The 21,163-nt window shown below is 63.4% G+C and carries 17 protein-coding genes; 15 read left to right on the plus strand and 2 right to left on the minus strand.

What is annotated here, in order from left to right:
• Positions 1-19: 19 nt before the first annotated feature.
• From PVE35_RS00725 to PVE35_RS00750, 6 genes are all read left to right on the plus strand, one after another.
• The gene (locus tag PVE35_RS00725; protein ID WP_277373458.1) at positions 20-3,520 is read left to right on the plus strand and encodes a response regulator; all 3,501 of its coding nucleotides are present in this window, start codon (positions 20-22) and stop codon (positions 3,518-3,520) included.
• Positions 3,520-4,329 carry a CheR family methyltransferase gene (locus tag PVE35_RS00730; RefSeq protein ID WP_268180367.1) on the plus strand — a complete coding sequence of 270 codons (810 nt, stop codon included), beginning with the start codon at positions 3,520-3,522 and terminating at the stop codon, positions 4,327-4,329. The genes PVE35_RS00725 and PVE35_RS00730 overlap by 1 nt, the downstream gene beginning before the upstream one ends.
• Complete coding sequence (locus PVE35_RS00735; RefSeq protein WP_268180369.1) at positions 4,326-4,937, plus strand: chemotaxis protein CheB; 612 nt, start codon at positions 4,326-4,328, stop codon at positions 4,935-4,937. Before PVE35_RS00730 ends, PVE35_RS00735 begins: the two co-directional genes overlap by 4 nt.
• The gene (locus tag PVE35_RS00740; protein ID WP_268180371.1) at positions 4,931-6,118 is read left to right on the plus strand and encodes a hybrid sensor histidine kinase/response regulator; all 1,188 of its coding nucleotides are present in this window, start codon (positions 4,931-4,933) and stop codon (positions 6,116-6,118) included. Before PVE35_RS00735 ends, PVE35_RS00740 begins: the two co-directional genes overlap by 7 nt.
• A gap of 176 nt (positions 6,119-6,294) precedes the next feature.
• A complete protein-coding gene (locus PVE35_RS00745; protein ID WP_268180372.1) occupies positions 6,295-6,597 on the plus strand; it encodes a hypothetical protein in 303 nt (100 codons plus the stop codon).
• Between the two features lie 17 nt (positions 6,598-6,614).
• A complete protein-coding gene (locus tag PVE35_RS00750; protein WP_277373459.1) occupies positions 6,615-6,800 on the plus strand; it encodes a PA3371 family protein in 186 nt (61 codons plus the stop codon).
• 59 nt (positions 6,801-6,859) lie between these two features.
• On the opposite strand, the gene PVE35_RS00755 is transcribed toward PVE35_RS00750, so the two are convergent.
• A complete protein-coding gene (locus PVE35_RS00755; protein WP_268180376.1) occupies positions 6,860-8,659 on the minus strand; it encodes an ATP-binding protein in 1,800 nt (599 codons plus the stop codon).
• Between the two features lie 13 nt (positions 8,660-8,672).
• Positions 8,673-10,025, minus strand: coding sequence for a sigma-54-dependent response regulator transcription factor AlgB (gene algB / locus PVE35_RS00760; RefSeq protein ID WP_277373460.1), 1,353 nt, complete (start codon positions 10,023-10,025; stop codon positions 8,673-8,675).
• A gap of 209 nt (positions 10,026-10,234) precedes the next feature.
• Between algB and PVE35_RS00765 the strand changes: the two genes are divergently transcribed.
• From PVE35_RS00765 to PVE35_RS00805, 9 genes are all read left to right on the plus strand, one after another.
• On the plus strand, positions 10,235-11,065 hold the full coding sequence (locus tag PVE35_RS00765; protein WP_277373461.1) for a BON domain-containing protein: 831 nt from the start codon (positions 10,235-10,237) through the stop codon (positions 11,063-11,065).
• A 62-nt stretch (positions 11,066-11,127) separates the two neighbouring features.
• Entirely contained in the window at positions 11,128-11,562 is a 435-nt protein-coding gene (locus PVE35_RS00770) for a PA2169 family four-helix-bundle protein (protein WP_268180383.1), read from the plus strand.
• 317 nt (positions 11,563-11,879) lie between these two features.
• Positions 11,880-12,848 carry a phosphate ABC transporter substrate-binding protein PstS gene (locus tag PVE35_RS00775; protein ID WP_268180385.1) on the plus strand — a complete coding sequence of 323 codons (969 nt, stop codon included), beginning with the start codon at positions 11,880-11,882 and terminating at the stop codon, positions 12,846-12,848.
• A 175-nt stretch (positions 12,849-13,023) separates the two neighbouring features.
• Positions 13,024-15,303 (plus strand): ABC transporter permease subunit, encoded by a 2,280-nt coding sequence (locus PVE35_RS00780; protein WP_268180387.1) that lies wholly within the window; start codon positions 13,024-13,026, stop codon positions 15,301-15,303.
• Positions 15,304-15,325: 22 nt separating this feature from the next.
• Entirely contained in the window at positions 15,326-17,002 is a 1,677-nt protein-coding gene (gene pstA, locus PVE35_RS00785) for a phosphate ABC transporter permease PstA (RefSeq protein ID WP_268184434.1), read from the plus strand.
• Positions 17,003-17,103: 101 nt separating this feature from the next.
• The gene (gene pstB / locus PVE35_RS00790; protein WP_268180389.1) at positions 17,104-17,937 is read left to right on the plus strand and encodes a phosphate ABC transporter ATP-binding protein PstB; all 834 of its coding nucleotides are present in this window, start codon (positions 17,104-17,106) and stop codon (positions 17,935-17,937) included.
• Between the two features lie 104 nt (positions 17,938-18,041).
• Positions 18,042-18,770 carry a phosphate signaling complex protein PhoU gene (gene phoU, locus PVE35_RS00795; RefSeq protein WP_268180391.1) on the plus strand — a complete coding sequence of 243 codons (729 nt, stop codon included), beginning with the start codon at positions 18,042-18,044 and terminating at the stop codon, positions 18,768-18,770.
• A gap of 236 nt (positions 18,771-19,006) precedes the next feature.
• Complete coding sequence (locus PVE35_RS00800; protein ID WP_268180392.1) at positions 19,007-19,912, plus strand: response regulator; 906 nt, start codon at positions 19,007-19,009, stop codon at positions 19,910-19,912.
• A 147-nt stretch (positions 19,913-20,059) separates the two neighbouring features.
• Positions 20,060-20,956, plus strand: a complete 897-nt coding sequence (locus tag PVE35_RS00805) for a peptidoglycan DD-metalloendopeptidase family protein (protein WP_268180394.1) — start codon at positions 20,060-20,062, stop codon at positions 20,954-20,956.
• The last annotated feature ends 207 nt before the right edge of the window (positions 20,957-21,163 follow it).

Consider the following 21,163-nt stretch of genomic DNA (forward strand, 5'->3'; position numbering starts at 1 on the left):
GCATCGAATGGACGTCCCAGTGTCGAACCAGTCCGCCATGGACGACGCAGCCTTTCGTCGAATCCTCAATCGCAATGTCAGCCTGCCGCTCGGTCTGGGTCTGGCTGGTGCGTTGTTCTTCGCCTTCATGGTCGGTTACCTGCTCAATGCGATCCGTTGGGTCGATCACTCCGATGAGGTGCTCAACCGAGCCAGCGAGGTGTACAAGCTGACCCTGGACATGGAAACCGGCATGCGGGGTTTCCTGCTCAGTGGCGAGGACGACTATCTGGCGCCCTATGAACAGGCGCGCAGCAAGTTCAGGCCGCTGACTGATCAGCTCATCGCACTGGTCGCCGACAACCCGTCACAGGTGCAGCATCTGCAGCGTGTACAGGCCTTGCAGGAGCAGTGGGACAGCTTCGCCGAGGAGGTCATCGGCAGTCGCCGAAGTGGTGAAAGCTTCAGGGCCGAGATCGGTCGTGGCCGTGGCAAGAGTCTGGTGGACGGCATGCGCCGGGAGCTGGACAGCTTCATCAACAGCGAGCGCGAGTTGCGCCAGGGGCGCAATGACGAGGTGCGTGGCACCACCACGTGGGGGGCCGGTATCTACCTGGCCGTCAGCATTCTGTTCAGCGCCCTGCTGGCCCTGTTCGGTCGCCGCGAGTTGCTCAACCTCTCGCACCTCTATTCCCAGGCCATGTCCAAACAGGCCGAGTACACTCAGGAACAGAGCCAGCGGGCCTGGATGGGGGATGGCCAGACCCGGTTGACGCAGCGCCTGCTCGGCCAGCCGCAGGTGCAGGAACTGGCGGATCGTTCGCTGGAATTCCTTGCCGAATACCTCGACTGCGTGGTGGCCGCGTTGTACCTGCGCGACCCTCAGAGCGGCGATCTGCGGCGTATCGCCGGCTACGGCTTCAGTGCCGATGCCCAGTCGAAGGAGCAGTTCTACAACGGTGAAGGCCTGGTCGGGCAGGCGGCGCGGGGGCGGCGTCTGGTCTGCCTGGATGACCTGCCGACCGACTACATCAAGGTCACCTCCAGTCTCGGCGAGGGGCAGCCGGTCAGTGTCGCCCTGGTGCCGCTGCAATCGGAGGATCGTGTCAACGGCGTGGTCGAGCTGGCCTTCATGCGCACCCTGGAGCCGCGCGAGCGCGAATTCCTCGAAGCCATCGCCGGCAGCGTCGGCACCGCGCTGGAGGCCGCGCGTTATCGTCAGCGTCTGCAGGAAATGCTGATGGCGACCCAGCAGCTCAACGAAGAGCTACAGACCCAGCAGGAAGAGCTGCGTGCGGCCAACGAGGAGCTGGAACAACAGGCGCGGGTACTCAAGGAGTCCCAGGCCCATCTGGAAACCCAGCAGGCCGAGCTGGAACAGAGCAACGAGAAACTCTCCGAGCAAGCGCAGATTCTCGCCGACCAGCGTGATGAGCTGGATCAGCGCAATACCACCCTGGGTCGCATTCAGGCGCAACTGGAAGAGCGCGCCGAGGAACTGCAGCGTGCCAGTCGCTACAAGTCGGAATTTCTCGCCAACATGAGCCATGAGCTGCGCACGCCGCTCAACAGCTCGCTGATCCTGGCCAAGCTGTTGGCGGAAAACGCCAAGGGCAACCTCGACGACGAGCAGGTCAAGTTCGCCGAATCCATCTACTCGGCCGGCAACGATCTGCTCAACCTGATCAACGACATTCTCGACATCGCCAAGGTCGAGGCCGGCAAGCTGGAGGTGCGCCCCGAGCGCACGCCCTTGGCGAGCATGCTCGAAGCCCTGCGCGACGTATTTGTACCCTTGGCTGGCGAGCGCGGTCTGAGCTTCGTGATCGACGAGCAGGACGACTTGCCCGCCGTGCTGTTCACCGACCGCCAGCGCGCCGAGCAGATCCTGCGCAACCTGCTGTCCAACGCCTTCAAGTTCACCGAGCATGGTGGGGTGACCCTCAGCGTGTCGCGTTACGATGCGCAGACCCTGGCCTTCGCCGTGCGTGACAGCGGCATTGGCATCGCCCCGGATCAGCAGGAAGTGATCTTCGAGGCCTTCCGCCAGGCCGACGGCACCACCAACCGCCGCTATGGCGGTACCGGCCTGGGCCTGTCCATTTCGCGTGACCTGGCCGGCATGCTCGGCGGCAGCATCGTGGTCAGCAGCGCGCTGGGTGAGGGCAGCACCTTCACGCTGTTGCTGCCCGAGCAGATGGCGGCCGAGGGTGCTGAGAATCAGGTCGTCGTGCCGGCTGCGTTGCCAGCACCAGCGCCAGTCGCTACCGTGACGCCGCCGGTGCCGGCGCCCGCCCAGGTGCCGCGTGCACCCCTCGCCTTCGAGGATGACCGCGCGCACCTGGCCGAGCATGGCGGGCGGCGCGTGCTGGTGGTCGAGGATGAAGTGCGCTTCGCCCGGATTCTCTTCGACCTGGCCCACGAGCTGGGGTACGCCTGCCTGGTGGCTACCTGCGCCGACGAGGGTCTGGAGCTGGCGCGCCGGTACCGCCCGGACGCCATCCTGCTCGACATGCACCTGCCCGACGGCTCCGGCCTCGGCGTGCTGCAGCGTTTGAAGGACGACGCGCAGACCCGCCACATCCCAGTGCATGTCGTCTCGGTGGACGACCACAGCGAGGCCGCGTTGCACCTGGGAGCAGTGGGCTATGCGCTCAAGCCCACCAGCCGCGACCAGCTCAAGGCCGTGTTCGGCAAGCTGGAGGCCAAGCTCAACCAGCAGGTCAAGCGCGTGCTGCTGGTGGAGGACGACCCGCTGCAACGTGACAGCATCGCCCGCCTGATCGGCGACGAGGATATCGAGATCATCGCCGTGGCCCTGGCTGGCGAGGCGCTGGAGAAGCTGCGCGACACGGTATTCGACTGCATGATCATCGACCTCAAGCTGCCCGACATGCTCGGCAACGAGCTGCTGCGGCGCATGGCCGAGGAAGACATCTGCTCCTTCCCGCCGGTGATCGTCTACACCGGGCGCAACCTGACCCGCGACGAAGAGGCCGAGCTGCTCAAGTACTCGCGCTCGATCATCATCAAGGGCGCGCGTTCGCCGGAGCGCCTACTGGACGAGGTCACCCTGTTCCTGCACAAGGTCGAGGCCGAGCTGTCCAGCGAGCACCAGCGCATGCTCAAGACCGCGCGCAGCCGCGACAAGCTGTTCGAGGGCCGGCGCCTGCTGCTGGTGGACGACGACGTGCGCAACATCTTCGCCCTGTCCAGCGCCCTGGAACAGAAGGGCGCCACGGTGGAGTTCGCCCGCAACGGCGTCGAGGCACTGGCCAAGCTGCGCCAGTACGACGACATCGATCTGGTGCTGATGGACGTGATGATGCCGGAGATGGACGGTTACGAAGCCACCCGGCAGATTCGCCTGCAGCCGCAGTGGAAGCACCTGCCGATCATCGCGGTCACCGCCAAGGCGATGAAGGATGACCAGGAGCGCTGCCGCGAGGCCGGGGCCAACGACTATCTGGCCAAACCCATCGACCTGGATCGGCTGTTCTCCTTGATCCGCGTATGGATGCCCAAACTGGAGCGGCTGTGATGCCCGACGAGATCGAGCTGCGCCTGCTGATCGAGGCCATCTATCTGCGCTACAGCTATGACTTTCGCGACTACTCCAAGGCTTCGCTCAAGCGCCGCGTGCGCCAGGCTCAAGCGCAACTGGACTGCCCGACCATCTCGGCCTTGCAGGAGCGCATCCTGCACGAGCCGCAGGCCTTCATGCAGCTCTTGCAGTACCTCACCATCCCGGTCAGCGAAATGTTCCGCGACCCCAGTTACTTCCTCACCCTGCGCGAACAGGTGGTACCGCTGCTGCACACCTACCCGTCGCTGAAGATCTGGGTGGCCGGTTGCAGCACGGGCGAGGAGGTCTACTCCCTGGCCATCCTGCTGCACGAGGAAGGCCTGCTGGAACGCAGCATGATCTACGCCACCGACATCAATCCCTACTCGCTGGAGAAGGCTGAGCAAGGCATCTTCGCTCTCGACCACCTGCGTACCTACACCCAGAACTACCAGCTCTCCGGTGGCAAACGGGCGTTCTCCGACTACTACTCGGCGGCCTATGACCGCGTGCTGTTCGACAAGTCGCTACGGGCCAACGTGACCTTCGCCGACCACAGCCTGGCCACCGACAGCGTGTTCGCCGAAACCCATCTGGTGTCGTGCCGCAACGTGCTGATCTACTTCAACCGCGACCTGCAGGATCGCGCCCTGGGCCTGTTCCACGACTCCCTCTGTCATCGCGGCTTTCTCGGCCTGGGCAGCAAGGAGAGCCTGGACTTCTCCGCCTATGCCCAGCAGTTCGAGGCGCTGTCGCGCCCCGAGCGGATCTTCCGCAAACGATGAGCGGGCAACCGATCAACCTGCGAGGGCAGGTTCGCGCGCCGCTACAAGCGCTGGTGATCGGCGCCTCGGCCGGCGGCGTGGAAGCGCTGTTGCAGCTCCTGCGGGGCCTGCCGCCGAGCTATCGGCTGCCGGTGGTGTGCCTGCTGCACGTACCGGATCGCAACGACAGCCTGCTGGCCGAACTGTTCGCCCGTAGCTTGCAACTGCCGGCCAAGGAGGCCGAGGACAAGGAGTACCTGCGCGGCGGCGTGGTTTACGTGGCGCCGGCCGGTTATCACCTGTCCATCGAGAGCGATCACAGCTTTTCCCTCAGCCGCGAAGAGCCCCGGCATTTCTCCCGGCCATCGATCGACATTCTCTTCGAGTCCGCCGCCGACGCCTATGGCGAGCACCTGGCCGGCGCCTTGCTCACCGGAGCCAACGAGGACGGCGCCGCCGGCCTGTTGGCCATTCAGCAGGCCGGTGGCCTGACCCTGGTACAGGAGCCCGCCGACGCTCAGGTACCGACCATGCCGGAAGCCGCGCTGGCGCTGCTGCAACCGGACTTTCTCCTGCCCCTAGCCGCCATGCGCGTACTGCTGACCGAACTGGATACCCCGCCATGCTGAGAAAGATCGAAGCCAAGGTGTTGATCGTCGACGACCTGCCAGAGAACCTGCTGGCGCTGCGCTCGCTGATCCACAGCGACCAATGCAGCGTGTACCAGGCCAGCAGCGCCGACGAGGCACTGGCACTGTTGCTCGAGCACGAGTTCGCCCTGGCCATCCTCGATGTGAAGATGCCGGGCATGAACGGTTTCGAGCTGGCCGAGCTGATGCGCGGCACGGAGAAGACCAAGCGCATCCCGATCATCTTCGTCAGTGCCGCTGGCCGCGACATGGATTACGCCTTCCGTGGCTACGAGAGTGGCGCGGTGGACTTCCTGCACAAGCCGCTGTCGGCCTTCGAGGTACGCAGCAAGGTGACCATGTTCGTCGAGCTGTATCGCCACCGTAAGGCCCTGAGCCTGCAACTGGAGGTGGTCGAGGCGGCACGGCGCGAGCAGGAGGCACTGCTCGCCGAGCTGCGCGAGACCCAGGCCGAGCTGCAGAAGGCGGTGCAGATGCGTGACGCCTTCATGTCCATCGCCTCGCACGAGCTGCGCACCCCGCTCAACGGCCTGATCCTCGATGTGCAACTGCGCAAGATGCGTCTGGAACAGGGGCGCGAGGACGCCTTCAGCCCAGACAAGCTCAAGGAAATGATCGCCCGTGACGAGCGCCAGCTACGCAGCCTGACCCGTCTGATCGACGACATGCTGGATGTGTCGCGCATCCGCACCGGCAAGCTTTCCGTGCGCCCGCAGCCGGGTGATCTCGGTGTGCTGGCCGGCAGCGTGGTAGAGAGCCTGGCCGCGCAGTTCGCCAGCCAGGGCAGCCAGGTTGAACTGCAGGTGGACGGCCCGGCACCGGTGCTGATGGACGAATTCCGCATCGAGCAGGTGCTGGCCAACCTGCTCACCAATGCCCTGCGCTACGGCGCTGGCAAGCCGGTGTCGGTGCGGGTGAGGGGGGAGCAGGAGGTCGTCCGGGCCGAGGTGCGGGATCAGGGCCTGGGCATTTCCGAGGCCGATCAGCGCCGGGTGTTCGAGCAATTCGAGCGTGTATCGGAGAGCAACGTGCCTCAGGGGCTGGGACTGGGCCTGTTCATCAGCGAACAGATCGTCCAGGCCCATGGCGGGCGCATCGAACTGAGCAGCCGCCTGGGCGAGGGCTCCTGTTTCAGCGTCGTGCTACCCCGTCATGATTGATCGTGCAAAATGCACGTGATCTGATTCATGCATCTTGCAAAGTGCATGGTTCAGATGCCCTGGGTCATGATGTAATTCTTTGATTTGTAAGGATTTTATCTGCATTTTTGGATTGGCATGAGCGCTGCAACTGACAGTCGTGTAAGCCCCGACTGATCTGCTGATGGAGAAGCGTCATGTACCTCGTCCGACTGAGCCTGTTCTGCGCCGCTGCATGCCTGATCAACGGGGCTTACGCCAAAGATTTCTCGGATGCCTTGGGTGCCAGTGCCAAGACGGCCGAATTTACCGTGGCTACCCCGCAGGTACGCGACTATCGCGTCGGCGCGATGCAGGGCGATACCGCTGAGTTGAAGCGACAGGCAGCGCAAGGTATCGGCGACGACGCCCGCTGGCTGCGCATTTCCGATCAGCGTGGCAGCGCCGTCGTCAAGCGCGAGCCCCGTCCGGTTTCCAGCGGCCCGCGCTGGGTGTTCTGAGCGACAAGGAGCCCCTCATGTCTCGTAGTGCTGTCGTTCTGCTGATCATGACCCTGGCAAGCCTCTCAGCCCTGTGGCTGAGCCCCGAGCTGGATGCCAATCTGGCCTTGCTGCTCAAGTGTGCCAGCGGCGTCTTCGGCCTGGCCTTCCTCGTCGCCCTGATGGCTGGCCGGCGGATCAAGTTCGACCCGGTTCTGCGCTGAACTGATTCAGACGAAAAACGCCGCGAAGATTCGCGGCGTTTTGCTGTGTGTGACAAATGTCAGATCGGCAGGCTGAAGCTGAAGGTGGCGCCTTCGCCGGGGCGTGAGCGCACCTCGAGGCGGCCCTTGTGCAACTGCACGATCTCCCGCGACAGCGCCAGCCCCAGGCCGGCGCCGCCCTTGCGCCGACCAACCTGTACGAAGGGCTCGAAGACCCGCCCCTGCTGCTCGAAGGGAATGCCTTCCCCTTCGTCCTTGACGCTGACGACCACCTGCTCACCGCTGCGTTGCGCCAGCAACTGCACCTTGTCGCCCGAGTTGCTGTGGCGCAGTGCATTGCTCAGCAGGTTGTCGAGCACGCGTTGAATCTGCCCGGCATCCAGGCAGAGGTGCGGTAGCCCATCCTGCAGGGAACAGCTCAGATCCACGCCACGTTCGCTGGCCTTTTCGCTGAAGCGTTCGCAGCTCTGCTCGATCATCGCGGCCAGGTCGCAGGGGTGGCGCTGCAAGGTCTGCAGACCATTCTGATAGCGCGAGAAGTTGAGCAGATCGTCGATCAGTTGCACCAGGCGATGCATTTCCTCGTCGACGGTGCGCATCAGCTCCTGTTCACGCCCGCCCGCTGGCAGCGGCAGGCGTTCGCGTAACAGGCTGAAGGCCATGTGCATGCCAGTGATCGGCGTGCGCAGCTCATGCGAGGCGCGCAGGACGAACTCGTTGCGCACCCGCTCGAAGGCGCGTTGCTTGGTGACGTCGCGCAGCACCATCACCGCCCCCACGCTGCCACCCTCGGGTAGTTGTACCGGCGTCAGCGACCAGGCCAGCAGGCGCGCCTCGCCGTTGCGGTCGATCTGCAGATCGGCGGGCGCTTCGCGTAGCAGCTCGCCAGCCAGTACCTGCTGTAGCGCTTCGTCCACTGCATGGCCGGGCAACAAGGGGCCGATGGGTTGGTGCTGAATGTCGGCGTGCCACGACAACTGACGCAGCGCCACCGGATTGGCGTGCTCGATGCGGCCCTTGGCATCGAGGATGATCAGACCGTCATCGATGCTGTCGAGCACGGCCTTGAGGCGGCCTTCGCTGTTGCGTAGCTGGTACAGGTTGCTGGAATGGTATTGGCGCAGGGCCTCGGTCATCAGGCCGAAGCGTCGGCTCAGCAGGGCCAGCTCGAACACAGGCGACACCGGCAGCACCACGTCGTACTGACCCTTGCCGACCCTATCGGCGGCGCGTACCAGCAGGTCGATCGGTGCACCGAAACGGCGAGCGATGCCGTTGGCGGTGAGCACGCCGATCACCAATACCGACAGCCCCATGAAGGTGAGCAGCGCGGCGAGCAGTTGCGAACTCTCGCGGCCCTGCCGTTCGGCTTCGCTGACCTGCAGGACGACCTTGTTCTGCTCCTGCAGAAGGTGGTTGCGCAGGTGCTGGAAGGCCTCGATGAAGGGCTGGTAACCGGCCAGGTTGTGCGGTGTCTGCCCGGCGGGGGTACCGGCCTCGGCGGCCTGTTCCATCAGCGCATAGAGCCTGGCGCTTTCTTCCAGCCCGTGCACGTAATCCTCTTGCAGGTTCTTGCCGGCAAGCCCTTCGGCGAGAGTCTCGCGAAAGGTTCGGCGGATGTTTGCCAGCGCCTGCGGATCGGGTTTCTGATCGATCAGAATGACCAGCTCGTCGCCCAGGTACTGGCGCAGTTTCTGGCCGATCTGCGCAGCCTTGAAGCTGTACTGGATCAGGGTGCTCTGGCTGCTGGCGACCTGGGTCACGCTGTACAGCCCCAGCAGCAGCCCGAGCAATGCCACGGTGATCAGCGCGGAGATGCTCAGGAACAGACGGGTGCGAAGCTTCATCGACAGCTTCATGGGGTTTTCGCGCTCACAGGTTGTATTGCTTGCGTTTGCGATAGAGGGTCGAGGCATCGATACCCAGGGTCTTGGCCGCCATGTCGAGGGTATTGCTGCTGGCCAGTACCGCGGCGATATGCGCCTTCTCCAGCTCCTCGAGGCTCATCGGTGCGCCTATTCGCACGGCACCTGCTGGGGCTTCCGGGCTACCACCCAGGCCCAGGTGGGCGACCTCCACCGACTCCTGTTGGCAGATGATGCTGGCGCGCTCGATGACGTTGCGCAGTTCGCGGATGTTGCCCGGCCAGTGATAGGCCTGCAGCGCCGCTACCGCCTCGGGGCTGAAGGCACAGGCCGGACGGCCGTAATCGCTGACGAAGCGGGCGAGAAAGCGCTCGGCCAAGGACAACACGTCCTCGTGGCGTTCACGCAGTGGCGGCAGCTTGAGGGTGATGACGTTGAGGCGGTAGAGCAGATCCTCGCGGAAGCGCCCCGCACGTACCATCTCGTCGAGATCCAGATTGGTGGCGGCGACGATGCGCACGTCGGCGCGTCGTGTCACCGGGTCGCCGACGCGCTCGTACTCCTTGTCCTGGATGAAGCGCAGCAGCTTGGGTTGCAGCGCCAGGGGAAAGTCACCGATCTCGTCGAGGAACAGGGTGCCGCCATCGGCCTGGCTGACCCGGCCCTGGGTGCTCTCGCTGGCGCCGGTGAAGGAGCCCTTGGCATGGCCGAACAACTCGCTTTCCATCAGCTCGGCGGTCAGCGACGGGCAGTTGATGGTCACGCAGGTGCGTTTGGCGCGGCGGCTCCAGCCGTGGATGGCGCGGGCCAGTTCGCCCTTGCCGGTGCCGGATTCGCCGAGGATGAGAATGTTGGCATCGGTGCTGGCGACCTGCCGGGCGGTTTCCAGAATCGCCATCATCGCCGGGCTGTGCGAATCGAGTCCGTCCTTGGGCTGGCGTACCTCGCCTTCCAGCGCTTCCAGGCGCGCCGCCAGGGCGCGGGCTTCCAGTTGCTTGGCGGCGGCCAGGCGCAGTTGGTCGGGCGAGCAGGGTTTGACCAGGTAATCGGCGGCACCGGCCTGGATGGCATCGACGGCGGTGTCCACTGCCGAATGCGCGGTGACGATCACCACGCGCATCCAGGGCGCCTGCACACGCATCTGCGCCAACAGCTCCAGGCCGCTGTCCTCGCCCAGGCGCAGGTCGAGGAAGCACAGGTCGAACACCTGGCGTTGCAGCAGGGCCTCGGCTTGCGCGGTGCTGCTGGCCCCCGCCACTTCGTAGCCTTCATCCTCCAGGCAGTAGCGGAAGGTGCGCAGGATCGCGGCTTCGTCATCCACCAACAGGATGCGTCCACCGATCTGTCCTGAATCTGCCATGTCATGCTCCATATGCGGGTATGTTGCAGCTTAGTTAGGGAAAAACCGTGCAAGTTGCAAGGCGGGTATAAATAGATCCTGCAGGGTGCACGCCATCATAGCGCCACTTTTTTCGTTATCTTGCTGTTTTATAAGGGTTTTCATTGTTTGAAAGGGCTGGCATGGCAGTTGCGACGGAGAAAATATCTTTTTCGCACAGGAGTCAGTTCATGCCCCGCTTCAAACCGCTGCTGCCAACCGTGACCCTGGCCCTGGTGCTCGGCACCCTGCCATTGGCTGGTCATGCTGCCGAAGCCGGGCTGGAGCAGCAATTGGTCGCCGCCCGCCAGGAAGGCTCGATCTGGACGGCTTTCGCCCTCAACCGCCATCTCAATCCGTTCAAGCTCGACATCGAAGTCGACGATGGTCGGGTCACGCTCAGTGGGCGGGTGGAGAGCGAGGTGCAGAAGGAACTGGCCGAGCAGGTGGCAATGAGCGTCGAAGGTGTCAAATCGGTGGACAATCGCATCGAGGTCGACCCCAAGGTCGCCGAGGGTAATCCACCCGGCATGGTGCAACGCCTGGAAGACGCCACCCTGGCGGCGACGGTGAAGTCCAAGTTGCTGTGGAACAGCAACACGCGTGGCCTGGACATCCAGGTGCGCAGCGAGAATGGCGCCATCACCCTCAGCGGCCAGGCCCAGACCGCAGCGGCCAAGGAGCTGGCCGGTGAACTGGCGGCCAATACCGATGGCGTGCGCGAGGTGTTCAACCACCTCAGCATCAGCACCGCCGACAGCACCAGCAGCGAAGTGCAGACGGCGGTGCAGGAGGCCCGCGAAGACATCAGCGACGCCTGGATCACCAGCAAGGTCAAGGCCAGCTTCCTCTATAGCCGCAACCTCGACGGCCTGAACATCGAGGTCAACACCCAGGACGGCCTGGTCACCCTGCGCGGCAAGGTGCTGAGCAACGCCGAGAAGCGCATGGCAATGGACATCGCCCGCAACATTCGTGGCGTCCGCGGTGTGGATGCCGATGCCCTGCTGGTGAGTGGCTGAGCCCGGTGGGCCGTCTTCGCGGCCCTACATTCACATGAGTCCCATCGCCAAGGAGAACCTCCATGAGCAGCAAGACCGCACAACTGAACGAACTGATCGAGATCACCCGTGACGGCAAGCGCTTCTACGAGCATGCCCACGACGAGGTGAAGGATATTCGCCTGCAGGCCCTGTTCCGTGACATGGTGCGCGCCAAGACCCAGGTGATCGATGCGCTGGCGGTCAAGGTGGCCGCCAACCAGAGCGAGCCGGCCAGCGGCGGCACCCTGATGGGCAAGCTGCGCCAGGTCTACGCCGATACCCGCGCGACCCTGGCCAAGGATGAAGACGCCGCCTACGTCGCCCAACTGGAAGAAGCCGAGGATCGCATCCTGCATGCCTTCGAGGACGCCCTGGAAAGCGCCGAGGAGGATGTGCGCGTGCTGCTGGCCGTGGAAATGCCCAAGGTACGGGCCTGCCATGACCGGATGCGGGCGCTGAAGGACGAGATGTCCTGACTTCTTTCTGAGCCAGCCCTGCCTTCGAGCCCCCTGCGCAATGCGTTGGGGGCTTGCTTCGTTTAGGGGGATGCTTGATTGGCGAAACCAAAAACATCAGCAAAAACGCGGCAATTCTGAACAGCCCCCCGAAAATCCGCACAAGGCTGTCCGCTATCAATACTGCCCCCACGACGCCACGAACGAACCTTTCCCTGTATCAGCGCACGAAACCGACGTCGTTCATCTAACTGTCACATTCCTTTCATAGAGTGTTCACGCGGCCTGCTGATACTTGGGCCCGTTCCATCCAACACTAATCCTGCTAGGAGCAAGGCATGAAACTGAAGCGTTTGATGGCGGCCCTGACGTTCGCCGCTACCGGCGTAGGCGCCGTAACCGCAATGGCTGCCATCGACCCGGCTCTGCCGACCTATGAAAAGACTTCCGGTGTATCGGGCAACCTGTCCAGCGTCGGTTCCGATACCCTGGCCAACCTGATGACCCTGTGGGCAGAGGATTACAAGAAGCTCTACCCCAACGTGAACATCCAGATTCAGGCCGCTGGCTCCTCCACCGCGCCACCCGCTCTGACCGAAGGTACCTCCAACCTCGGCCCGATGAGCCGCATGATGAAGGACAACGAGCTGCAGGCCTTCGAGGAAAAATACGGCTACAAGCCGACCGCCATCCCGGTCGCCATCGACGCCCTGGCCGTGTTCGTGCACAAGGACAACCCGATCAAGCAACTGACCATGCAGCAGGTCGATGCCATCTTCTCCAGCACCCGTCTGTGCGGTGAAGCCAAGGAAATCAAGACCTGGGGTGACGCTGGCCTGACTGGCGAGTGGACGAGCAAGCCGATCCAGCTGTTCGGTCGTAACTCGGTATCCGGCACCTACGGTTACTTCAAGGAAGAAGCCCTGTGCAAAGGTGACTTCAAGTCCAACGTCAACGAGCAGCCGGGTTCGGCTTCCGTCGTACAGTCGATCTCCAGCACCGTCAACGCCATCGGCTACTCGGGCATCGGTTACCGTACTGCCAGCGTCCGCGCCGTACCTCTGGTGAACAAGAAGGGTGAGGTCGAGGAAGCCAGCGAAGCCAACGCCCTGGCTGGCAAGTACCCGCTGTCGCGCTTCCTGTACGTCTACGTCAACAAGGCGCCGAACAAGCCGCTGGATCCGCTGGAAGCGGAGTTCGTGAAGCTGGTGCTGTCCAAGCAGGGTCAGGAAGTCGTGGTCAAGGACGGCTACATCCCGCTGCCGGCCAAAGTGGCTGAGAAGACCAAGAAGGAACTGGGCCTCTAATAGCCCCGTTGGAGCGCAGGTCTCTGCACCATGCGCTCCGCACGACACGCCCGCGAATCTTGCGATTCGTGGGCGTCGTCACGTCACCATGCTGTAATTTTTCTGTCATACAAGCCCTATAGATTGAAGCACCTCACATTATGCGGGCTGTGTCCGCCGTGCCCGAGACCTCCTCATGAATGACCTGGCCAATAACCGCATGAGCGCTTCCGATACTCATCGAATCGATTTCGATACCCCAGTCCTGCTGCGCAAGCGCCGTATTCGTGCTCTGAAAGATCGCGCCGCGCGCTGGTACGTTTCCATCGGTGGTCTGGCCGTGTTGGCCTGTATCACCCTGATCTTCTTCTATCTGGCCTATGTGGTCGCGCCGATGTTCGCCGGCGCCGAGCTGGAGGCGCGCAAGGCGCAGCAGCCGGCTTGGCTGGCCGAGCAGGGCGAGCCGCTGATGCTTGGCCTCGAGGAGCAGAACAAGGTGGCCATGCGCCTGTCGCGCAGCGGTCTGGTGCAGTTCTTTACCCTCAAGGATTCCGCGCCACTCAAGACAGAGCAGATCGCGCTGCCCGAGGGTGTCAGCATCGTTTCCCATGCCGAGGACCAGCCCGGTAGCCATCGTGCTGTGCTGGGCCTGTCCAACGGTCAGGCCCTGGTGTTCCAGACGGCCTACAAGGTGACCTACCCGAACAACGTCAAGACCATCAGCCCGCAGATCGTCTATCCCTTCGGTGACACGCCGATCACCCTGGATCCGCAGGGCCGTGCACTCGAGCACGTGGCGATGAGCGAGAACGACCGCAGCCTGATGCTCAGCGGCTCCAGCGGCGCCGAGCTGCATGTGCTGAATATCAGCCGCGAAGAGAACATGATGACCGGCGAGGTCAGCCTCGACGAAACCCGTATCGAGCTGCCGCAGATCGCCGAGCCGGTCAAGGCCATGGTCATCGATCCGCGCCAGCACTGGCTGTTCGTGATCCATGGCAAGGCCACTGCCGATGTCTTCGATCTGCGCAGCAAGGCCCTCAATGGCCGCTATACCCTGCTGCAGGACGACGCCGAGGTCACCACGGTGCAGTCTCTGCTCGGTGGCATCTCGCTGATGATCGGCGACAGCCAGGGTGGCATCGCCCAGTGGTTCATGGTGCGTGACCACGATGGCAAGTCCGAGCTGACCCGCATCCGTGACTTCAAGCTGGGCCAATCGGCGATCACTCAGATCATCCCCGAGGAGCGCCGCAAGGGCTTCCTGGCACTGGACGCCACCGGCGACCTGGGCATCTTCCACAGCACCGCACACCGCACCCTGCTCGTCGAGAAAATCGCCGACGGTAGCGCCATCGGCGCCCTGTCGCCGCGTGCCAACCGCCTGCTGGTGGAGTCCGATGGCAAGTTGCAGCGCTTCTACATCGACAACCCGCACCCGGAAATTTCCTGGAGCGCGCTGTGGGGCAAGGTCTGGTACGAGAGCTATGACGAACCCAAGCAGGTCTGGCAGTCCACTTCTGCCAACACCGACTTCGAGCCCAAGCTGAGCCTGGCGCCGCTGACCTTCGGGACCCTCAAGGCCGCCTTCTACGCCATGCTGCTGGCCGCCCCGCTGGCTATCTGTGCGGCCATCTACACCGCCTACTTCATGGCCCCGGCGATGCGCCGCAAGGTCAAGCCGGTGATCGAACTGATGGAAGCGCTGCCGACGGTGATCCTCGGTTTCTTCGCCGGTCTGTTCCTGGCGCCCTATGTCGAGGGGCATCTGCCCGGCATCTTCAGCCTGTTGCTGCTGACGCCGATCGGCGTGCTGCTGGCCGCCTACGCCTGGAGTCGCCTGCCGGAGCGCGTGCGTCTGCTGATCCCGGATGGCTGGGAAGCGGCGCTGCTGATCCCGGTGATCCTGCTGGTCGGCACCGTTTCGCTGAGCATGAGCGGCCATCTGGAGAACTGGTTCTTCGGTGGCGACATGCGCATGTGGATCAGCAACGATCTGGGCATCACCTTCGACCAGCGCAACGCCCTGGTGGTCGGTCTGGCCATGGGCTTCGCGGTGATCCCGAACATCTACTCGATCGCCGAAGACGCCGTGTTCAGCGTGCCCAAGAGCCTGACCCAGGGCTCCCTGGCCCTCGGTGCCACGCCCTGGCAGACCATGACCCGCGTGGTGATCCTCACCGCCAGTCCGGGCATCTTCTCGGCACTGATGATCGGCCTGGGCCGTGCCGTCGGTGAAACCATGATCGTACTGATGGCCACCGGCAACACGCCGATCATGGACATGAACATCTTCCAGGGCCTGCGCACCCTCGCCGCCAACGTTGCGGTGGAGATGCCGGAATCCGAAGTGGGCAGCACCCACTATCGCGTGCTGTTCCTCTCGGCGCTGGTGCTGTTGTCCTTCACCTTCGTGATGAACACCTTGGCAGAGTTGATACGTAACCGCCTGCGCAAGAAATACGCGTCGCTCTGAGAACTGGGGAAGACAGATGTCCTTGAAAAGAAAAGAGCAAAACTTCGGCACCTGGTTCAAGGGTGGCTCACCCTGGGTGTGGATGACGGCAAGCGGCGTGTCCATCGCCGTGATCGTGACTCTCGGCCTGCTTGCCGTGATCGCCATGCGCGGCCTGGCCCACTTCTGGCCGGCTGACGTGATCCAGGCCACCTACCAGATTCCTGGCGAGGCGCCGCGCGTGGTAGCCGGTGAACTGGTGCAGGAAGAGCAGGTGCCGCGTGCACGCCTGGCCGCTGCCGGCCTGCCGGTGGATGTCGAGGGTGGCGAGTTCCTCACCCGTGAGCTGTTCAAGGTGGGTAACCGCGACGTGTTCGGTGCCGACTTCAGCTGGACCGTGGCCGAGTGGATGAGTGGCCAGCACACCCCGGACGCGTTGATGGTGATGGAGCGCCGCGAGTGGGGCAACTTCTACGGCTACCTGGTGAACGTCAAGCAGAGCGGTCAGGTGGTCGCCGAGGGTGACGCTGCCTGGCACGACCTGCAGCAGCGCATTGACCGTGTCGACGAATTGCAGGCCGAGCTGGGCCGCTTGCAGAAGCGCGACATCGGCAGCATCAACCACGGCCTCGAGCAACTGCGCCTGCAAAGTCGCAGGCTGGAGCTGGATGGCAAGCTGGATGCCGCTGCCCAGGCCGATCTCGCTGCCCAGCGCGCCGAGCTCGATGCCCGCTACAAGACGCTCGAAGCCAAGCTGATCGACCTCAACCAGCAATTGGCGCGTGACAGCGTGACGGTGAAGACCGCCGATGGTCGTGAGCAGGAAATCGCCCTGAGCAAGGTGGTACGGGCCTACCAGCCCAACGCCATGAGCACCGGCAGCAAGCTCGCCTTCTATTTCGCCAAGATGTGGGAATTCGTCAGCGACGAACCGCGTGAGGCCAACACCGAAGGTGGTATCTTCCCGGCCATCTTCGGCACCGTGATGATGACCCTGATCATGGCCGTGATCGTCACCCCGTTCGGCGTGCTGGCTGCCATCTACCTGCGCGAGTACGCCAAGCAGGGCACCCTGACCCGCATCATCCGTATCGCGGTGAACAACCTGGCGGGCGTGCCGGCGATCGTCTATGGCGTGTTCGGCCTGGGCTTCTTCGTCTACGTGCTGGGTGGCTCGATCGACCGCCTGTTCTTCCCCGAGGCCGCACCGGCGCCGACCTTCGGCACCCCCGGCCTGCTCTGGGCCTCGCTGACCCTGGCGATTCTCGCCGTGCCAGTGGTGATCGTCGCCACCGAGGAAGGCCTGGCGCGCATTCCGCGTGCCCTGCGTGAAGGTTCGCTGGCGCTCGGTGCGACCAAGGCCGAGACGCTGTGGAAGGTGGTGCTGCCGATGGCCAGCCCGGCGATGATGACCGGCATGATCCTCGCCGTAGCCCGCGCCGCAGGCGAAGTGGCGCCGCTGATGCTGGTAGGGGTGGTCAAGCTGGCGCCGAGCCTGCCGGTGGATGGCAACTACCCTTATCTGCACCTGGATCAGAAGATCATGCACCTGGGCTTCCACATCTACGACGTCGGCTTCCAGAGCCCCAACGTCGAGGCTGCCCGCCCGCTGGTCTACGCCACCGCTTTGTTGCTGGTACTGGTGATCGTACTGCTCAACATGAGTGCGATCTTCATTCGGAACCACCTGCGCGAGAAGTACAAGGCGCTGGATCATTAACCGCAGCCGCAAGCCTCACGCCGCAAGCTTCATGTGGAAGCGAGCGGCTGCTGACTTGCCGCTTGTAGCTTGCAGCTTGTAGCTGTGAACGGAGTGAACTCATGCAACACGAAGTACACACCCACGGTATCGACATGGCCGCCCTCGGCCGCGAGAAGCAGAGCCTGAGCCTGGCCGACGAGACCGTCGCCCTGGAAGTGCCGGGCCTCAACCTGTTCTATGGCGACAAACAGGCGCTGTTCGATGTGTCGATGAACATCCCCAAGCAGCGCGTGACCGCCTTCATCGGCCCGTCCGGTTGCGGCAAATCCACACTGCTGCGCACCTTCAACCGCATGAATGACCTGGTCGACGGTTGCCGTGTAGAGGGCGAGATTCTGCTCGACGGGCAGAACATCTACCAGAAGGGCGTGGACGTCGCCGAGCTGCGTCGCCGCGTCGGCATGGTGTTCCAGAAGCCCAACCCCTTTCCCAAGAGCATCTACGAGAACGTGGTCTACGGCCTGCGCATCCAGGGCGTGAACCAGAAGCGCGTGCTCGACGAGACCGTGGAATGGGCACTGAAGAGTGCCGCCCTGTGGGATGAAGTGAAGGATCGCCTGCATGACTCGGCACTGGGCCTGTCCGGTGGTCAGCAACAGCGTCTGGTGATCGCCCGTACCGTGGCCGTGCAGCCGGAAGTGCTGTTGCTCGACGAACCCTGCTCGGCGCTGGACCCGATCTCCACCCTCAAGGTCGAGGAGTTGATCTACGAGCTCAAGAGCAAGTACACCATCGTCATCGTCACCCACAACATGCAGCAGGCGGCGCGCGTCTCCGACTACACCGCGTTCATGTACATGGGCAAGCTGATCGAATTTGGCGACACCGACACCTTGTTCACCAACCCGGCCAAGAAACAGACCGAAGACTACATCACCGGTCGCTATGGTTGAGTGCAGCTACAAGCCGCACGTTTCAAGCGGCAAGCAAGCGCGAACCTGACGACGATTAACTTGCAGCTTGAAGCATGGAGCTTGAAGCTCGCGGAGCGACGAAGATGATCAACAAAGAAAACCTGAACCAGCATATTTCCCAGCAGTTCAACGCCGAGCTGGAAGAAGTGCGCAGTCACCTGCTGGCCATGGGTGGCCTGGTGGAGAAGCAGGTCAACGACGCCGTCACCTCGCTGATCGACGCCGATTCCGGCCTGGCTCAGCAGGTGCGCGAGATCGATGATCAGATCAACCAGATGGAGCGCAACATCGACGAGGAGTGCGTGCGCATTCTCGCCCGTCGTCAGCCGGCGGCCTCCGACCTGCGCCTGATCATCAGCATCTCCAAGTCGGTGATCGACCTCGAGCGCATCGGCGACGAGTCCACCAAGATTGCCAAGCGTGCCATTCAGCTCAGCGAGGAAGGTGAAGCGCCGAAGGGCTACGTGGAAATTCGTCACATCGGTGATCAGGTGCGCAGGATGGTGCGTGATGCCCTGGACGCCTTCGCCCGCTTCGATGCCGAACTGGCTCTGGCCGTGGCGCAACACGACAAGACCGTCGACCGCGAGTACAAGACCGCGCTGCGTGAACTGGTCACCTACATGATGGAAGACCCGCGTTCGATCTCCCGCGTGATCAGCGTGATCTGGGTGCTGCGTTCGCTGGAGCGCATCGGCGACCATGCGCGCAATATCGCTGAACTGGTGATCTACCTGGTGCATGGCACCGACGTTCGCCATATGGGCCTGACCCGTATGCGCGAAGAGGTAGAAGGCAAGTCGGATAACTGACTCCTGAGCGGTTGAGCCTCGCTCGGGGCTCCCAGAGAAACCGGTGCCAGGGATGGGTATCGGTTTTTGGGTTCTTGGCTGTGCTTGAGACCGGTTAGGCTTTCACTCACCTGCAAGCCGCACCAGAGCACCTGCTGCCGCAGCCCATCGGTAATTTGCACGATATCCGTGGTTTTCCATTGGCCTTAGGCGACTGGCCATGACTATGCTTAACGCCATTGAAACAGGAGTGGCCGATGAGCAAAGTCAGTGTGCTGGTGGTGGATGACGCGACCTTCATCCGTGATCTGGTCAAGAAGGGGTTGCGCGATAATTTTCCCGGCGTGCAGATCGAAGAAGCCGTGAATGGGCGCAAGGCCCAGCAGTTATTGAGTCGGCAGAGCATCGACCTGGTGCTCTGCGACTGGGAAATGCCGGAAATGTCCGGCCTCGAACTGCTGACCTGGTGCCGCGAGCAGGACAACCTCAAGACCACGCCCTTCATCATGGTGACCAGCCGCGGCGACAAGGAGAACGTGGTGCAGGCCATCCAGGCCGGGGTGTCGGACTTCATCGGCAAGCCCTTTTCCAACGAGCAGTTGGTCACCAAGGTGAAGAAGGCCATGAGCCGCGCCGGCAAGCTGCAGGCGCTGCTTTCCGGTGCGGCGCCCAAGCTGCTCGGCAGCGGTGCGCTGGCCAACGATTCGCTGGCGGCCCTGACCGGGGGCAAGGCCGAGGTGGTCAAGCCGACGGCAAAACCCGCCGCCGATGCCGCCGCCGTTTTCGCCAAACCGGCAGCGCCGACGGCCAAGGCGGCGGCTCCCACGGGACGGGGCCAGGGCCAGCTACGTCTGCCTGGCGGCACCATGGCCTGCGTGATCAAGGCGCTGAGCCTCAAGGAGGCGCTGCTACTGGTCAAGCGCACAGAATTGTTACCCCAGGTGCTGGAGAGCGCCGTGCTCGATCTGGAGCAGGGCGAAGCGGCGGAAACCGCGCGGCTCAATGGTTACCTGCATGCCGTGGCGGCGTTCGAGCCCAAACCGGACAGCGAGTGGCTGCAACTGACCTTCCGTTTCGTCGACCGTGACCCGCAGAAGCTCGACTACCTGTCGCGCCTGATTGCCCGAGGCACCGCGCAGAAGCATTTCAGCCCTGGCGCGTAGCCGGATGCAATCCAGGGCTCTTGCGCAGCAGGTCGACCAGCGGCGGTGAGCCGGTTCACAGCCTGACGGTCGGTACCTCGCATGTACCAGGCAGCGCTGCTAGTCTTCATGGCCCGGATAGCGAAAAGCCATAAATTCCGAGTTGTCATGCTAGGGCGTCTTATTCTTCTCTGCAGCCTGCTGGCCCTGAGCGGCCAGGCCACTGCGCTGACCATCTATAAGTACGTCGACCAGAACGGCGTGGTGACCTATAGCGACCAGGCCGCGCCTGGCGCCCAGGTGTTCGTGTTCAACGACCGCATGGTCGAGCGCCTGGACACCCAGGTGAAGCTGGAAACCCGCAAGCACGAGGCCGGCGAAACCCTGCTGGTGCGCAACGACCTGTTCGCGCCGGTGGAGGTCGAACTGAAGCTGGAACAGGTGCAGAACACCATCGGTGCCCCGGAAAAACCCATCCGCTGGGTGCTGCCGCCGCGCAGCCAAATCCGTCTCGCCACGCTGACCGCCGAAGACCCCGGCAAACCCCTGCACTACAAGCCGAAATTGCGCTATGCCCTGGGCGACCCGCGCCTGCAACCGAGTATCCATCGTTACCCGCTACCCTGGCGCGGTGGCCCCTTCCGCCAGACTCAGGGCGCCAATGGCACCTACAGCCACTTCACCGCCAAGGGCCGCTATGCGGTGGACATCGCCATGCCCGAAGGCACGCCCATCGTCGCCGCCCGCGCCGGTGTGGTGGTCAAGACCGAGAACCAGCAGAGCGGGCGCGGCAACAACCCGGCCGGCAACTTCGTGCGCATCCTGCATGACGACGGCACCATGGGCGTCTACCTGCACCTGATGAAGGGCTCGGTGACAGTGCGTGAAGGCCAGCGTGTGGAGACCGGCAGCCTGCTGGCGCGCTCCGGCAATACCGGCAACAGTACCGGCCCGCATCTGCATTTCGTGGTACAGCGCAACGTCGGCCTGGCCGTCGAATCCATTCCCTTCAGTTTCAGCCAGCCGGTCAACAGCCTGCCCAACTTCGCTGTGGGTGGCGAATAGCACGGGACACGCCCGGCATCGTCCCGAATGCATCCGGGCTAGCAGGCCGTTGAAAAACGTCGGCGAGGCAGGCAAGACAATACCGATGGCGGCCCCGCAAAAATGGCCAAAAAAAGCACTGGGCCCGCACTCGGGTTTACGTGCTGTAAATGAGCATTTTGACTGGGCTCGCACGCGAGGCCATTTTTAACGCGGTATTGCCAACGT

The organism is Pseudomonas sp. AA-38, from assembly GCF_029457475.1.
Lineage (GTDB): Bacteria > Pseudomonadota > Gammaproteobacteria > Pseudomonadales > Pseudomonadaceae > Aquipseudomonas.

Excerpts from the sequence above, each read along its gene's own strand:
- PVE35_RS00750 (WP_277373459.1), top strand. The coding sequence starts at position 6,615 with ATGTCTCGTAGTGCTGTCGTTCTGCTGATCATGACCCTGGCAAGCCTC.
- PVE35_RS00765 (WP_277373461.1), top strand. The coding sequence starts at position 10,235 with ATGCCCCGCTTCAAACCGCTGCTGCCAACCGTGACCCTGGCCCTGGTG.
- phoU (WP_268180391.1), top strand. The coding sequence starts at position 18,042 with ATGATCAACAAAGAAAACCTGAACCAGCATATTTCCCAGCAGTTCAAC.
- PVE35_RS00805 (WP_268180394.1), top strand. The coding sequence starts at position 20,060 with ATGCTAGGGCGTCTTATTCTTCTCTGCAGCCTGCTGGCCCTGAGCGGC.
- PVE35_RS00740 (WP_268180371.1), top strand. The coding sequence starts at position 4,931 with ATGCTGAGAAAGATCGAAGCCAAGGTGTTGATCGTCGACGACCTGCCA.
- pstB (WP_268180389.1), top strand. The coding sequence starts at position 17,104 with ATGCAACACGAAGTACACACCCACGGTATCGACATGGCCGCCCTCGGC.
- PVE35_RS00775 (WP_268180385.1), top strand. The coding sequence starts at position 11,880 with ATGAAACTGAAGCGTTTGATGGCGGCCCTGACGTTCGCCGCTACCGGC.
- PVE35_RS00730 (WP_268180367.1), top strand. The coding sequence starts at position 3,520 with ATGCCCGACGAGATCGAGCTGCGCCTGCTGATCGAGGCCATCTATCTG.
- PVE35_RS00770 (WP_268180383.1), top strand. The coding sequence starts at position 11,128 with ATGAGCAGCAAGACCGCACAACTGAACGAACTGATCGAGATCACCCGT.
- PVE35_RS00800 (WP_268180392.1), top strand. The coding sequence starts at position 19,007 with ATGAGCAAAGTCAGTGTGCTGGTGGTGGATGACGCGACCTTCATCCGT.
- algB (WP_277373460.1), bottom strand. The coding sequence starts at position 10,025 with ATGGCAGATTCAGGACAGATCGGTGGACGCATCCTGTTGGTGGATGAC.
- PVE35_RS00745 (WP_268180372.1), top strand. The coding sequence starts at position 6,295 with ATGTACCTCGTCCGACTGAGCCTGTTCTGCGCCGCTGCATGCCTGATC.
- PVE35_RS00755 (WP_268180376.1), bottom strand. The coding sequence starts at position 8,659 with ATGAAGCTGTCGATGAAGCTTCGCACCCGTCTGTTCCTGAGCATCTCC.
- PVE35_RS00735 (WP_268180369.1), top strand. The coding sequence starts at position 4,326 with ATGAGCGGGCAACCGATCAACCTGCGAGGGCAGGTTCGCGCGCCGCTA.
- PVE35_RS00780 (WP_268180387.1), top strand. The coding sequence starts at position 13,024 with ATGAATGACCTGGCCAATAACCGCATGAGCGCTTCCGATACTCATCGA.